This window comes from Klebsiella sp. BDA134-6 (assembly GCF_015601345.1).
GTDB classification, from domain to species: domain Bacteria; phylum Pseudomonadota; class Gammaproteobacteria; order Enterobacterales; family Enterobacteriaceae; genus Klebsiella; species Klebsiella grimontii.
Genome location: NZ_CP064784.1, coordinates 2,442,257 through 2,457,071, shown reverse-complemented (window position 1 = coordinate 2,457,071; position 14,815 = coordinate 2,442,257). Strand labels below are relative to the sequence as shown.

General features: G+C 56.8%; 14 protein-coding genes and 1 pseudogene. 8 read left to right on the top strand and 7 right to left on the bottom strand.

Annotated elements, in window-relative coordinates:
• Positions 1-61 precede the first annotated feature (61 nt).
• A complete protein-coding gene (locus IYV58_RS11275; protein WP_004121401.1) occupies positions 62-2,017 on the bottom strand; it encodes a DNA topoisomerase III in 1,956 nt (651 codons plus the stop codon).
• 4 nt (positions 2,018-2,021) lie between these two features.
• Positions 2,022-3,065: a selenide, water dikinase SelD gene (gene selD / locus IYV58_RS11270; protein WP_004121404.1), complete on the bottom strand. Its 1,044-nt coding sequence runs from the start codon at positions 3,063-3,065 to the stop codon at positions 2,022-2,024.
• Positions 3,066-3,292: 227 nt separating this feature from the next.
• Between selD and phoC the strand changes: the two genes are divergently transcribed.
• Positions 3,293-4,039 (top strand): acid phosphatase PhoC, encoded by a 747-nt coding sequence (gene phoC / locus IYV58_RS11265; RefSeq protein WP_004121407.1) that lies wholly within the window; start codon positions 3,293-3,295, stop codon positions 4,037-4,039.
• Between the two features lie 224 nt (positions 4,040-4,263).
• On the opposite strand, the gene IYV58_RS11260 is transcribed toward phoC, so the two are convergent.
• On the bottom strand, positions 4,264-4,815 hold the full coding sequence (locus IYV58_RS11260; protein WP_004121410.1) for an NAD(P)H nitroreductase: 552 nt from the start codon (positions 4,813-4,815) through the stop codon (positions 4,264-4,266).
• 166 nt (positions 4,816-4,981) lie between these two features.
• Between IYV58_RS11260 and sppA the strand changes: the two genes are divergently transcribed.
• From sppA to pncA, 3 genes are all read left to right on the top strand, one after another.
• Positions 4,982-6,835, top strand: a complete 1,854-nt coding sequence (gene sppA, locus IYV58_RS11255) for a signal peptide peptidase SppA (RefSeq protein WP_004121423.1) — start codon at positions 4,982-4,984, stop codon at positions 6,833-6,835.
• Between the two features lie 94 nt (positions 6,836-6,929).
• Complete coding sequence (gene ansA / locus IYV58_RS11250; protein ID WP_004121426.1) at positions 6,930-7,946, top strand: asparaginase; 1,017 nt, start codon at positions 6,930-6,932, stop codon at positions 7,944-7,946.
• A gap of 10 nt (positions 7,947-7,956) precedes the next feature.
• Positions 7,957-8,598 (top strand): bifunctional nicotinamidase/pyrazinamidase, encoded by a 642-nt coding sequence (gene pncA, locus IYV58_RS11245; protein ID WP_087829275.1) that lies wholly within the window; start codon positions 7,957-7,959, stop codon positions 8,596-8,598.
• A 37-nt stretch (positions 8,599-8,635) separates the two neighbouring features.
• Here pncA and IYV58_RS28290 read toward each other — a convergent pair.
• Positions 8,636-8,733: pseudogene (locus IYV58_RS28290) on the bottom strand (hypothetical protein); the annotation flags it as partial.
• Positions 8,734-8,970: 237 nt separating this feature from the next.
• On the opposite strand from IYV58_RS28290, the gene IYV58_RS11240 reads away from it, so the two are divergent.
• Positions 8,971-10,224 carry a chitinase ChiD gene (locus IYV58_RS11240; protein ID WP_004121456.1) on the top strand — a complete coding sequence of 418 codons (1,254 nt, stop codon included), beginning with the start codon at positions 8,971-8,973 and terminating at the stop codon, positions 10,222-10,224.
• Between the two features lie 100 nt (positions 10,225-10,324).
• Positions 10,325-10,669: an HNH nuclease YajD gene (gene yajD / locus IYV58_RS11235; protein WP_004138290.1), complete on the top strand. Its 345-nt coding sequence runs from the start codon at positions 10,325-10,327 to the stop codon at positions 10,667-10,669.
• 60 nt (positions 10,670-10,729) lie between these two features.
• Here the strand turns inward: yajD and IYV58_RS11230 are convergent, their stop codons facing one another.
• Together IYV58_RS11230 and msrB are read right to left on the bottom strand one after the other, a co-directional pair.
• Positions 10,730-11,005, bottom strand: coding sequence for a YeaC family protein (locus IYV58_RS11230; protein ID WP_004138292.1), 276 nt, complete (start codon positions 11,003-11,005; stop codon positions 10,730-10,732).
• Between the two features lie 42 nt (positions 11,006-11,047).
• Positions 11,048-11,461: a peptide-methionine (R)-S-oxide reductase MsrB gene (gene msrB, locus IYV58_RS11225; RefSeq protein ID WP_004121465.1), complete on the bottom strand. Its 414-nt coding sequence runs from the start codon at positions 11,459-11,461 to the stop codon at positions 11,048-11,050.
• A gap of 338 nt (positions 11,462-11,799) precedes the next feature.
• Between msrB and gapA the strand changes: the two genes are divergently transcribed.
• Both gapA and IYV58_RS11215 read left to right on the top strand, forming a co-directional pair.
• Positions 11,800-12,795, top strand: coding sequence for a glyceraldehyde-3-phosphate dehydrogenase (gene gapA / locus IYV58_RS11220; RefSeq protein WP_004138295.1), 996 nt, complete (start codon positions 11,800-11,802; stop codon positions 12,793-12,795).
• Between the two features lie 74 nt (positions 12,796-12,869).
• Positions 12,870-13,754 (top strand): D-hexose-6-phosphate mutarotase, encoded by an 885-nt coding sequence (locus IYV58_RS11215; RefSeq protein ID WP_195321790.1) that lies wholly within the window; start codon positions 12,870-12,872, stop codon positions 13,752-13,754.
• A gap of 117 nt (positions 13,755-13,871) precedes the next feature.
• Here IYV58_RS11215 and IYV58_RS11210 read toward each other — a convergent pair whose 3' ends face one another.
• The gene (locus tag IYV58_RS11210; protein WP_195729607.1) at positions 13,872-14,726 is read right to left on the bottom strand and encodes an aldo/keto reductase; all 855 of its coding nucleotides are present in this window, start codon (positions 14,724-14,726) and stop codon (positions 13,872-13,874) included.
• Between the last annotated feature and the right edge of the window lie 89 nt (positions 14,727-14,815).

Here is a 14,815-nt window from a genome sequence, read left to right as displayed (position 1 = left end):
TGAATGAACCCGGTATATGGGTTCGGCGCATAATTGAAAAACCCCGGCTTCCCGGGGTTTTTTATTGCGGGCTTTCCGCCGCGGGGCCGGAGGCGGATTTTTTATCTTTCGCTTTGGCTCGGCCTTTCCCCTTACTAAAGCTTTTCTTGCCGTCGCCCGGCGCCACAATGCCGCGGAAGCGACGTACCGGCGTGCTCCTGGCCTGGTCGATAAGCTGGAACAGGGTACCGACCAACGGCTGCATAAAGTCCTGATAGCGGCACTGCTTCTCGCTGATTTGCGTCAGAATCGACTCCCAGTGGGCGGTCATATCCGGACGCGTCGCCATTTCAGGCAGCGAATGGAACAGCGCCTTCCCGGCGTCGGTAGAGTGGATATAGCGCCCTTTTTTGGTTAAGAAGCCGCGCTTGAACAACAGTTCGATAATCCCGGCGCGGGTCGCCTCCGTACCGAGGCCGTCCGTTGCGCGCAGGATCTTCTTCAGGTCTTTGTCCTGGACAAAGCGGGCAATGCCGGTCATCGCCGATAGCAGCGTCGCATCGGTAAAATGACGCGGCGGCTGGGTCTGACGCTCCACCACTTCGCCTTTTTCGCACAACAGTTCGTCATCCTTTGCCACCACCGGCAGCGGCATGCCGTCATTCTCTTCATCGCGCTCTTTATTGCCCAGCAGGGTTCGCCAGCCCGCTTCCGCCAGAAAACGCGCTTTGGCCACGAACTTGCCGTTGGCGATATCAAGATCGATCTGACATTTGCGGAACACCGCATCCGGGCAAAACTGCATCAGATACTGGCGGGCAATCAGGCCATAAACCTTCTCTTCGTTGTCGCTGAGCTTCACCTGTGAACTGCGGGCGGTCGGAATAATCGCGTGGTGGGCATCGACCTTTTTATCGTCCCAGCAGCGGTTGCGGATCTCCGGATCCACCACCGGCTGCGGCAGCAGATCCGCCGCGTGCACGCTGATGGCGTTCAGCACCGCATGGCGGCCGGCAAAATGCTCTTCCGGCAGGTAGCGGCTATCCGAACGCGGATAGGTAATCAGCTTATGGGTTTCATACAGCTTCTGGCAGATATCCAGCACGTTCTGCGCGCTAAAACCAAAGCGTTTCGCGGCTTCAATCTGCAGCGCCGAGAGGGAGAACGGCAGCGGCGCTGGCTCAGAGTCCCGCTTATCGTTATAAGCGGTGACCGTCGCCGGCTGGCCCTCAATGCGCTTGACGACGTGCTCGGCAAGCGAGCGATGCAGCAGTCGCCCCTCTTCATCCTGGTACGGTTCGCAGGCCTCGCTGGGCACCCAGGTGGCGACAAAACGCTCATCCTTGGGGGTAACGATATGCGCCTTTACGTCGAAGAAGTCTTTGGCGACGAAGTTTTCAATTTCTTCATCGCGGCGTACCACCAGGCCAAGCACCGGCGTTTGCACGCGCCCGACCGAGAGCACCCCCTGATAACCCGCGTTACGACCAAGGATAGTGTAAGCGCGGGTCATATTGATCCCGTACAGCCAGTCGGCGCGGGCGCGGGCAAGCGCCGAGACGCACAGCGGAACAAATTCGCTGTTGGCGCGCAGGCGGTTAATCGCCCGCTCCACCGCCTGCGGGTTAAGATCGTTTATCAGACAGCGCTGCACCTGCTGACGCTTTTCCGGCGCCAGCTGCAGATAGTCAAGTACCTCATCCACCAGCAGTTGCCCCTCTCTGTCCGGGTCACCTGCATGAATGACTTCCTGCGCATCGCCGAGCAAACGCTTAATCACATTAAGCTGTTTGGTCACCGAGGGCTTAGGCTGGAGCTGCCACTTTTCCGGCACGATCGGCAGGTCGAGCAGGTTCCAGCGCGCATAGCGCGCATCATAGACGTCGGGCTGGGCCTGCTCCAGCAGGTGGCCAATGCACCAGGTGACCACCTGCCCGTTACCGCACTCAATATAGCCGTCGCCTTTGCGATGCGGTTTTGGCAACACCTCGGCGATGGCGCGGCCGAGACTCGGTTTTTCTGCAATAAACAGCCGCATGAAATCAACGGATCTCAATCATGGGGCGTCCGCCGCGGGCGGTAACCAGCTCGCCGATAGCGCTAAGCGTGATACCAAATTCAGCGGCGGCAGCCTGCACCTCAGCTTCGGCTTCCGGCGTTACCGCCAGCAGCAGACCGCCGGAGGTTTGCGGATCGCACAGCAGATCGCGCCACTCTGGCGGCATTTCGCCCATCAGATGACCGTAGCTGGCGAAGTTACGCCCGGTACCGCCCGGCACCGCCCCTGCCGCGATGTAGGCTTCGACGCCGGGTAATTTCGGGATATCGGCATAGGTAAGCTGCGCCTGTACGCCCGCGCCGCGGCACACTTCGCTGAGGTGGCCCAGCAGTCCGAAACCGGTGACGTCGGTCATCGCCTTCACGCCGTCAATGTTGGCGAACGCCGAGCCGACGAGGTTCATCTGGCACATGGTTTCCGTCGCCAGCCCCTGGTGCTCAGGCTTCAGCAGCGACTTTTTCTCCGCGGTGGTCAGCACGCCAATACCCAGCGGTTTAGTGAGATACAGCTTGCAGCCGGCCTGCGCAGTGCTGTTTTTCTTCACCCGCTCGGTCGGAACGACGCCGGTCACGGCAAGCCCGAAGATGGGTTCCGGAGCGTCAATGGAGTGACCGCCGGCAAGCGCGATCCCCGCCTGCTGGCAGGCAAAGCGCCCGCCCTCAACCACCTGACGGGCAATTTCCGGCGCCAGGGTATTGATGGGCCAGCCGAGAATAGCGATCGCCATAATCGGCTTACCGCCCATGGCGAAAATATCGCTGATGGCGTTGGTCGCCGCGATGCGCCCAAAGTCGAACGGGTTGTCGACGATCGGCATAAAAAAGTCGGTGGTGCTGACGATCGACGTACCGTTGCCGAGATCGTAGACGGCGGCATCGTCGCTGGTTTCGTTGCCCACCAGCAGATTCGGGTCGATAAATTTGGCCTGGTCGCTTTGCAGGATAGTTTCCAGCACCTTAGGGGAAATTTTACACCCGCAACCGGCTCCGTGGCTGTATTGCGTTAAACGAATGGCTTGCTCGCTCATGGACATCTCCTGTCATTGCAATCCCGCTATGGTAGCGCCCAAATGGCGGAGTGGTAAGTGCGACAGTCCGAAATCGCGTATGGTTGCTCATTAAGCAGACAAAAAACCGATTTTGCGATGCGGCCCCGCTTTTTCAACGTGATTTTACCCTTTACTAAAAAATGACAGAAATATGACAAGCATAAATTCTGTTTTCTCTGGACATATAACAACGTAAGGAAGTTTTCATGAAAAAGCGTGTTCTCGCCGTTTGCCTGGCCAGTCTCTTCTCCCTTAACGCTTTCGCCCTGGTTCCCGCCGGTAACGACGTCACCACCAAACCCGATCTCTACTACCTGACCAACGCCCAGGCCATCGACAGCCTGACGCTGCTGCCGCCGCCGCCGGAAGTGGGCAGTATCGCGTTTTTGAACGATCAGGCGATGTACGAGAAAGGCCGTCTGCTGCGCGGCACCGAGCGCGGTAAGCTGGCGGTTGAAGACGCCAACCTGAGCGGCGGCGGCGTCGCCAACGCCTTCTCCGGCGCCTTCGGCTCGCCCATTACCGCCAAAGATGCGCCCGAGCTGCACAAGCTGCTCACCAATATGATTGAAGATGCCGGCGACCTGGCGACGCGAGGAGCAAAGGAGAAGTACATGCGCATTCGCCCATTTGCGTTTTATGGCGTCGCCACCTGTAACACCAAGGAACAGGATACGCTGTCGAAAAACGGCTCCTACCCCTCCGGCCACACCTCTATCGGCTGGGCCACCGCTCTGGTGCTGGCTGAGATTAATCCCCAGCGGCAAAATGAAATCCTTAAGCGCGGCTTTGAGCTCGGCGAGAGCCGGGTGATCTGCGGCTATCACTGGCAGAGCGACGTAGATGCGGCGCGTATCGTCGGTTCGGCGGTCGTCGCCACGCTGCATACCAATCCGGCCTTCCAGCAGCAGTTGCAGAAAGCGAAAGAGGAGTTCGCGAAAAGGCAGAAGTAAAGTCGTCGCCGTTAAAAACCCGTAAGCGGCGCCTGAAACGCCTGGACTACGGGTTCCCAGCCGTTCGCGGTTTGGTAGCCCGGACAGGTGCGCCAGCACCGCCTACGGGAAAGGCGTCAAGTCTGATACACCAGCGCTGCATCCACCCGGCTCTCGCTGCGCTTAGCCGGGCTCCCCCCCTAGGCGGCGGTGAGCCGGGACCGCCCGGCATGATGAGAACGGACTCAGAAGCGCGTCACGAACGGCGCGGTATCCGGCAAAGCGATGGTTGTTGACGCTTTGAGCTGCGGGGTCCCCAGATAGAGAAATCCCACTATTTTATCCTGTTCGCGGCAGGCAAATCCTTCGCGTACAACCGGGCTTTCGGTTAACGCGCCGCTGCGCCAGATGCCGTTAAACCCCTGCGCCACGGCAGCCATCTGCATGGCCATCACCGCGCAGCCCGCCGACATCTCCTGCTCCCATTTGGGTACTTTTGGATGATCTTCACAGCGAGCCACCACCGCAATGATCAGCGGCGCGCGAAACGGCGCGCTGCGGGCTTTTTCAATCGCTTTTTCATCTCCACCTGCCGCCACCGCGCCTTTTTCCAGCAGCTGGCTGAAGCGCTCGCGCCCTTCATCGGCAATAATGAAGAAGCGCCACGGCTGTAGCGTCCCGTGGTCCGGCGCGCGCAGGCCAGCGCGCAGGATGTTTTCCAGCTGTTCGCCCGCCGGAGCCGGGTCGGTCAGACGTGAAGCGCTGCGGCGATTAACCAGTAGTTCGAGAGCATCCATCTGTATAACTCCTGTGATGTGATTTTTCACAAAATTAACATGAGCAAGGATTTTGTTACAGCCCAACGGGTGATTCCTGCTGACAACCGACGGCACTCTCATTAGGATAGCCAGACGCGGCGGCCCCTGCGGCTCGCCCATTTTTGATTATGGTTAGGGAGAATACATGCGAACTCTTTGGCGACTGCTCGCCGGATTTTTTAAATGGACATGGCGCGTGCTCAATTTCATTCGCCAGCTCGCACTGAACGTGGTTTTCCTGGTGCTGGTGCTGGCCTGCGTCGGCATCTGGGCCCAGTTCAGCAGCACAACGGCAGAGCACACTACCCGCGGCGCGCTGCTGCTGGATATCACCGGCGTGGTGGTCGATAAACCCTCGGCCAGCAGCAAGCTTGGCGTGATTGGCCGCCAGCTGTTTGGCGCCAGCTCCGATCGCCTGCAGGAAAACTCGCTGTTCGATATTGTGCAGACGATTCGCCAGGCGAAAGACGACCGCAATATCACCGGTATCGTGCTGGATCTGAAGAACTTTGCCGGCGGCGATCAGCCATCAATGCAGTATATCGGTAAAGCGCTGCGCGAATTCCGCGATAGCGGCAAGCCGGTATATGCCATCGGCAGCAGCTACAGCCAGGGTCAGTACTATCTCGCCAGCTTCGCCAATAAGATCTGGCTTTCGCCGCAGGGCGAAGTAGACCTGCACGGCTTCGCGACCAACGGCCTGTACTATAAATCGCTGCTCGACAAGCTCAAAGTATCGACCCATGTGTTCCGCGTCGGCACCTATAAGTCAGCGGTAGAGCCGTTTATCCGCGACGATATGTCTCCGGCGGCGCGCGAAGCGGATAGCCGCTGGATCGGCGAGTTGTGGCAAAACTACCTCAACACCATTGCCGCCAACCGCCAGATCACCGCACAGCAGTTGTTCCCCGGCGCTCAGGGCGTGATTGACGGCCTGCGTAAAGTCGATGGCGACACGGCTAAATACGCGCTGGATAACAAGCTGGTTGACGAGCTGGGCACCTCAACCGAGGTCGAGAAAGCGCTGACTAAGCAGTTTGGCTGGAGTAAAGCGGATAACAACTACAGCGCGATCAGCTATTACGATTACAGCGTCAAAACGCCTGCCGACCAGGGCTCCGCGATTGCGGTTATCTTCGCTAACGGCGCGATTATGGATGGCGAAGAAACGCCGGGTAACGTTGGCGGCGACACCACCGCCGCGCAGATCCGCGACGCGCGCCTGGATCCGAAAGTGAAAGCGATCGTGCTGCGGGTTAACAGCCCTGGCGGCAGCGTCAGCGCCTCAGAAGTGATTCGCGAAGAGCTGGCAGCAGCGAAAGCAGCCGGAAAACCGGTTGTGGTATCGATGGGCGGCATGGCGGCCTCCGGCGGTTACTGGATCTCCACCCCGGCGGATTATATCGTCGCGAACCCCAGCACCCTTACCGGCTCTATCGGTATCTTTGGGGTGATTAATACCGTCGAAAATACCCTCGGCTCGATTGGCGTCCATACCGACGGCGTGGCAACCTCGCCGCTGGCCGATGTTTCCACCACCAAAGCGCTACCGCCGGAAGTGCAGCAACTGATGCAGCTCAGCATCGAAAACGGCTACAAGCGCTTTATCACCCTGGTGGCGAACGCGCGTAAGAGCACGCCGGAGAAAATCGACCAAATCGCTCAGGGCCACGTCTGGACCGGTGAAGATGCAAAAGCAAACGGTCTGGTCGACAGCCTTGGCGACTTTGACGACGCGGTGGCAAAAGCCGCCGAGCTGGCGAAGCTGAAACAGTGGCATATCAACTATTATCAGGAAGAGCCGACCTTCTTCTCGATGGTCGTCGATAGCCTGACGGGTTCCGTTCGCGCGGCGCTGCCGGCAGCGGTACAGGCGTATCTGCCCGCACCGGTCGCCGCGGCGGCCAATGCGGTGAAAGCCGAGAGCGATAAGCTGGCGGCATTCAACGATCCGCAAAACCGCTACGCGTTCTGCTTAACCTGCGCCAATATTCGTTAATCCTCTGCCGCCCCATCCCGTGGGGCGGCATTTACTTTATTTTTTCTTCCGCCCCTCTATACTGCGCCTGTCTACGTTTAACCTAAGCGATGCTATGCAGAAGAAATCTATTTACGTTGCCTATACCGGCGGTACCATTGGTATGCAGCGTTCTGAACACGGCTATATCCCCGTTTCCGGCCATTTACAGCGCCAGCTGGCGTTGATGCCCGAGTTTCACCGCCCGGAGATGCCGGACTTCACCATTCATGAATACGCCCCGTTAATGGACTCTTCCGATATGACGCCGGAAGACTGGCAGCATATCGCCGACGATATTCGCGACCATTATGACCAGTACGACGGTTTCGTGATCCTCCACGGCACGGATACCATGGCGTTTACCGCCTCGGCGCTCTCCTTCATGCTGGAAAATCTGGGGAAACCGGTTATTGTGACAGGGTCACAAATCCCGCTCGCCGAGCTGCGCTCTGATGGCCAAATCAATCTGCTCAACGCGCTGTACGTCGCCGCCAACTACCCGATTAACGAAGTGTCGCTGTTCTTTAATAACCGCCTCTACCGCGGTAACCGCACGACGAAGGCCCATGCCGATGGCTTTAACGCCTTCGCATCGCCAAACCTGGCGCCGCTGCTGGAAGCCGGTATCCATATTCGCCGGCTCGGCACGCCTCCCGCTCCGCACGGTAACGGCGAACTGGTAGTTCATCCCATTACGCCGCAGCCGATTGGCGTGGTGACAATTTATCCCGGCATTTCCGCCGACGTGGTGCGCAACTTCCTGCGCCAGCCGGTCAAAGCGCTGATCCTGCGCTCCTATGGCGTCGGCAACGCGCCGCAGAACGGCGAGTTTATTCAGGTCCTGACCGAGGCCAGCCAGCGCGGTATCGTGGTGGTTAATTTGACCCAGTGTATGTCCGGTAAGGTCAATATGGGCGGCTACGCCACCGGCAACGCGCTGGCGCAGGCTGGCGTGATTAGCGGTTTTGACATGACCGTTGAAGCCACGCTGACCAAGCTACACTATTTGCTGAGCCAGGATCTGGACGTGGCGTCTATCCGTGACGCCATGCAGGAGAATCTGCGTGGCGAACTGACACCCGATGAGTGAGGAGGAGCACATGACCCAACGCGCGCTGCTGCTGGTCGATTTACAAAATGATTTTTGCGCCGGCGGCGCACTTGCCGTCCCGCAGGGCGACAGTACGGTGGACATCGCCAACCGGCTTATCGACTGGAGCCTGGAACGAGGCGAAACGGTGGTTGCCAGCCAGGACTGGCACCCGGCGAATCACGGCAGCTTTGCCAGCCAGCATCAGGTTGAGCCCTATACCCAAGGCGAGCTTGACGGCCTGAGGCAAACGTTCTGGCCGGATCACTGCGTGCAAAATAGCGAAGGCGCGGCGCTGCATCCGCTGCTCAAAAAGCAGGATATTGCCGCCGTATTCCACAAAGGCGAAAATCCGGCCATTGATAGCTACAGCGCCTTTTTCGACAACGGTCACCGGCAGAAAACCCGGCTCGATGCGTGGCTGCGCGAGCGTGAAATAACCGAGCTAACGGTGCTGGGGCTCGCCACCGACTACTGCGTCAAGTTTACCGTGCTCGACGCCCTGACGCTGGGTTATATCGTCAACGTCATAACCGACGGCTGCCGCGGGGTAAATATTCAGCCACAGGACAGCAATCTGGCGTTTATGGAGATGGCCGCCGCGGGGGCAACGCTGTATACCCTTGACGACTGGCTGGAAACCCACGCATAAAATATGCCGACGGGCATTGTCCTGTCGGCGCGTTATCTCAGGCCAGAGCGGAAATCTCTTCCAGCGACGCGTTGCGCGTTTCGATGCCAAAACAAAACAGAATCAGCGCGCAAAGCGCCGCATCACGCCTTGGATAATAAAGCCCCTAATCGGGTCATTGTTAGTCTCATTTTGCGTCATGTTCTGCATCCTGGCTTTTACTCCGAAGTGAACCTCATCGCACTACCGCTTCGCTAATGCAGCCGTGAACCGCTTCGCATTTTTGCACAGCGGAAGATGCTAGCCTGCACGAGCTGTTTTTTTCGCCACGCCATTTCCGTGGCGTGTTTGTTTTTCAATGTCACTTTTAAGTCAAGTCAAAGAGGATCCGCTATGAAACTTTTGCCTTTGCTGGCAGCTTTACCCCTGCTCTGCGCGAGCGTTGTTTCCGCTAACACGCTGATGTCCGTCGGTTACTTTAACGGCGGCGGCGACGTCACTGCCGGTCCCGGCGGCGATATTGATAAACTGGACGTACGCCAGATCACCCATCTCAACTACTCGTTTGGTCTGGTCTATAACGACGAGAAAGACGAAACCAACGCGGCCCTGAAAGACCCGGGCAAGCTGCATCAGATTTGGCTGTCGCCGAAAGTACAGGCGGATTTGCAGAAAATCCCCAGCTTGCGCCAGCAGAACCCAAGCCTGAAAGTGTTGCTTTCCGTCGGCGGCTGGGGGGCGCGCGGATTCTCCGGCGCAGCGGCAACGAAAGACACCCGGGCGGTGTTTATCCAGTCGGCGCTGGCGATCATTGAAAAATACGGCCTCGATGGCATCGACCTCGACTGGGAGTATCCGGTCAACGGCGCCTGGGGGCTGGTCGCCAGCCAACCGGCCGATCGCGATAATTTTACCGCCCTGCTGAAAGAACTGCGTGCGGCGGTAGGGAATAACAAACTGGTGACCATCGCCGTAGGCGCAAACGCGGAGAGCCCAAAAAGCTGGGTGGACGTCAAAGCGATTGCGCCATCGCTCGACTACATCAACCTGATGACCTATGACCTGGCCTACGGCACCCAATACTTCAATTCCAACCTGTATGATTCAACCCGCTGGCCGACGGTCGCTGAAGCAGATAAGTACAGCGCTGACTTTATAGTGAACAACTACCTTGCCGCTGGTCTAAAGCCGAGTCAGATGAACCTGGGGATTGGTTTCTATGGACGGATACCAAAACGCGCCGTCGAACCGGGTATTGACTGGAGCCAGCCGGACGCGCAGAAAAACCCGGCCACCCGCCCCTACTTCGCGGCTCAACAGATTGAGCTGTTCGAATCGCTGGGCGTCGATCTGACCAAAGACACCTATGTGAAATATAACGATATCGTGGCGAAGTTAATCAACGATCCGCAGAAGCGCTTTACTCAGCATTGGGATGATGAAGCGAAGGTGCCGTGGCTATCGGTACAGTCCGCCGACGGTCAAGCCCTCTTTGCGCTTTCCTATGAAAACCCGCGCTCGGTAGCCATCAAGGCCGACTATATCAAGAGCAAGGGTCTGGCGGGCGCAATGTTCTGGGAGTACGGCGCGGATGACCAGAACCAGTTGGCGAAACAGCTGGCCGAGTCATTGGGGATCAAACGCTGAACTGCGCGGTGTCAGCGCGTGCACAATAGGTTATGATAACCGCATTCCGCTGCGCCAGCTCCGGCGCAGCTTTTCATTTGCAACAGAAGGCATGGGTATTATGGCTTATATCCCGAAAAACTACGCCCGTCTGGAAGTCGGTTACCGCGAAAAAGCGCTGAAGCTCTTCCCCTGGGTCTGCGGACGCTGCTCGCGTGAGTTTGTCTATTCAAACCTGCGTGAGCTGACGGTGCACCATATCGATCACGATCACTCCAATAACCCGGAAGATGGTAGTAACTGGGAGATGCTGTGCCTGTACTGTCACGATCATGAGCACTCAAAATATACCGAAGCCGATCTGTACGGTTCGACGGTGGTCGCTGGCGAAGATGCGCAGAAAAGCGTCGGCGAAGCGAAATATAACCCCTTCGCCGATCTTAAAGCGATGATGAATAAGAAGTAACGCGGTGACGCATCAAAGCCCGGCGCGCATCTGGCCGGGCTGACGCAGGCCTTTTCAGGCTCAGGATTTAAAGGTCGCGATAGGCTGCGGCGTAATGCCAAAGTCAACTTTCAGCTGCTGTTTACTTTTCATCACCATCTGCCCATTGGTATCAATGGTCATATGCTGTGCGTCAACGTTGTAGCGCGCCTGCCAAAGCATCACCAGCTGCAAGCAATTCTCTTTCTGTTCGTCAGTCAACGCCACGCCGTCCGGCCATTTACCCAACTCCACCGCTGTTGCCAGGCGCTGATAAACTTCTGGCGTCATACCGTCAATAATCCGATCGATTTCCATCTTCCGTTATCCCCGTTTGGAATAATTTGCTGAATCGTTTTTTCAACCCTTAATTTGCTCACCGTTTTCATCATTGGTGAAGCTTAACGAGGCCGAATTAACGCAAAAACGTTCTCCGGTGGGCTGAGGGCCATCCGGGAATACGTGCCCAAGGTGAGCATCGCAGTTTCCGCAGCGGATTTCCGTGCGCTGCATACCGTGGGAGTAATCATTTAGGTAGCGGATTGCGTCATCACTGACGGGCTCATAAAAGCTCGGCCAGCCGCAGCCGGAATCATACTTGGTTTGCGAGTGGAACAGCGCGGCATCGCACACCAGGCAGTGGTAGACGCCATCGCGTTTATTGTGCAGCAACCGCCCGGTGAACGGCGGTTCAGTACCGTGATTCTGCGTCACGTAAAACTGCATCTCGCTCAAATTTTTTTTGAGCTCGTCCGAAGAGGGTTTATTCGACATTGACTTGCTTCTCGCTGTGAAAGGACAACTTTTCACGTCAATTCTAACAAAATATTAACAATGAAGCGTGCACTTTTGTTCTAAACTTAGGCGACGCCAAAAGGCAGCCACACAATTGTGATGAGCATCACATTTTTATCTTCAATGACCTTTAAAATTCCGGGCGCAGCCCCCATATGGAATTGGGCTCAAAGGGAAAGTGGGATAAATCGACCGCGCAAAGGCATGCTCTGGATTGATTTGTCGCAATGATTGACACGATTCCGCTTGACGCTGCGTAAGGTTTTTGTAATTTTACAGGCAACCTTTTATTCACTAACAAATAGCTGGTGGAATATATGACTATCAAAGTAGGTATCAACGGTTTTGGCCGTATCGGTCGCATTGTTTTCCGTGCTGCTCAGGAACGTTCTGACATCGAGATCGTTGCAATCAACGACCTGTTAGACGCTGACTACATGGCTTACATGCTGAAGTATGACTCCACTCACGGCCGTTTCAACGGTACCGTTGAAGTGAAAGACGGTCATCTGATCGTTAACGGTAAAAAAATCCGTGTTACCGCTGAGCGTGACCCGGCTAACCTGAAGTGGGACGAAGTGGGTGTTGACGTTGTTGCTGAAGCAACCGGTATCTTCCTGACCGACGAAACCGCTCGTAAACACATCACCGCTGGCGCGAAAAAAGTCGTACTGACTGGCCCGTCCAAAGACAACACCCCGATGTTTGTTAAAGGCGCTAACTTTGACAAATACGAAGGCCAGGACATCGTTTCCAACGCATCCTGCACCACCAACTGCCTGGCTCCGCTGGCAAAAGTTATCAACGACAACTTCGGCATCATCGAAGGTCTGATGACCACCGTTCACGCAACCACCGCGACTCAGAAAACCGTTGATGGCCCGTCTCACAAAGACTGGCGCGGCGGCCGCGGCGCAGCTCAGAACATCATCCCGTCCTCTACCGGCGCTGCTAAAGCTGTAGGTAAAGTCCTGCCAGAACTGAATGGCAAACTGACCGGTATGGCGTTCCGCGTTCCGACTCCGAACGTATCCGTTGTTGACCTGACCGTTCGTCTGGAAAAAGCTGCTTCTTATGAAGAAATTAAGAAAGCAATCAAAGCTGCTTCTGAAGGCGCAATGAAAGGCGTTCTGGGCTACACCGAAGACGACGTTGTATCCACCGATTTCAACGGTGAAATCTGCACTTCCGTATTCGACGCCAAAGCGGGTATCGCTCTGAACGACAACTTTGTGAAACTGGTTTCCTGGTACGATAACGAAACTGGTTACTCCAACAAGGTTCTGGACCTGATTGCTCACATCTCCAAATAAGTTGAGATGAGACAGTAATCTGTAAGAGCGACTTCGGTCGCTCTTTTTTTTGTCTGAAGATAAAGGATTGCGTAATGATTAATAAAATTTTTGCCCTCCCGGTTATCGAACAGCTTACCCCTGTACTTTCCCGCCGCCAGCTTGATGACCTCGAGCTGATCGTCGTTGACCATCCGCAGGTGAAAGCGTCCGTGGCTTTGCAGGGCGCTCACCTGCTCTCCTGGAAGCCCGCGGGTGAAGAAGAAGTCCTGTGGCTCAGCGGCAATACGCCGTTTAAAAACGGCGTTGCCCTGCGCGGCGGCGTGCCGATTTGCTGGCCGTGGTTTGGTCCTTCTGCTCAGCAGGGTCTGCCCTCCCACGGCTTCGCCCGCAATCTGCCCTGGGCTCTGAAAGGGCATGATGAAGATGAAAAAGGCGCGGTGCTGACCTTTGAATTGAAAAGCAGCGACGCTACCCGCCAGTACTGGCCGCACGAGTTCACCCTGCTGGCGCGTTTTAAGTTGGGCAAAACTTGCGAAATTGAGCTGGAAGCGCACGGCGAATTTGAAACCACGTCTGCCCTGCATACCTATTTCAACGTCGGCGACATTGCGGCAGTGAAGGTCAGCGGTCTGGGCGACCGTTATGTTGATAAAGTGAAAAACGCGGAAGAAGGCGTATTAAGCAACGGCACAGAGACTTTTCCCGATCGTACCGACCGCGTGTATCTGAATGCCGAAACCTGCAGTGTGATTCACGACGATGCGCTGAGCCGCAACATCGACGTGACCCATCATCACAACAGCAACGTAGTGGCCTGGAACCCGGGTCAGGCGCTTTCCGTCAGCATGGGCGACATGCCGGATGATGGCTACAAAACCTTCGTCTGCGTAGAAACCTGCTGCGTAACCGAAACCCAGAAGGCCAGCGAAGAGAAACCTTCGCGCCTGGCGCAAACCCTCCGCGTGGCGAAACGCTAACGCATAGCAGGATAGCGAGCGGGTTAACATCGTGCTGCCGGGCGGCGGCTAACGCCTTGCCCGGCATACGCGACTGATTGTGCTCGTATTTGGCCGAACGTAGAGTTGGGCTTTCCTTTACACCATATCCAGCGGCGTTTTTCTGGCCGGCGCCGGGTAAGCTTTATCCAGAAGCGCAAGCTCCTCGTCGTTCAGCACCATATCCAGCGCCGCGGCATTCTGCGCGACATGCTCAATGCTCGACGCTTTCGGGATCGCCAATACCTCCCGGTGGCTAATCACCCACGCCAGCAGAATCTGCGCCGCGGTCACGCCCCGCTGCTGCGCAATATTTTTCACAACGGTATGATTTAAAAGTCCATTGCGCAGGCGACCAGCCTGAGCCAGCGGGCAATACGCCATTACCGGCAGCCGCCGCTGCTGGCACCACGGCAGCAGGTCATACTCAATACCGCGGGAAGCCAGATGATAGAGCACCTGATTGGTCGCGCACCGTTCGCCGCCCTCCACCTGCCAGAGCTGATGCATATCATCGTTATCGAGATTCGACACGCCCCAGCGGCGAATTTTACCCTGCGCAACCAGCGCTTCCATGCCGGCAACCGTCTCCTCTAGCGAATAATCTCCGCGCCAGTGCAGCAGGTAAAGATCCAGATAGTCGGTATTGAGGCGGCGCAGGCTGGCCTCGCAGGCGCTGGCTATTTTGCGTCCACCAGCATTCCATGGGTAGACTTTAGACACCAGCACCACGCGATCGCGTTGCCCGCGAATCGCCTCGCCGACGACCTCTTCAGCGCCGCCGTCGGCGTACATTTCCGCCGTATCGATAACCGTCAGGCCAAGATCGATGCCCGCGCGCAGTGCAGCCACCTCCTGCGCGCGCAGCGCTGGGTTTTCACCCATATACCAGGTCCCCTGCCCAATAACGGGAACCGCCGGATGCTCGCCAAAACGAATGGTCCTTTCTGCCATCGCTACCTCCCGTAAATGATTGCACCACCATAATGCAAAACAGGGCGAAACGCCCTGTTTTGATGCACAAATTGCCCTGTAATAAAGCA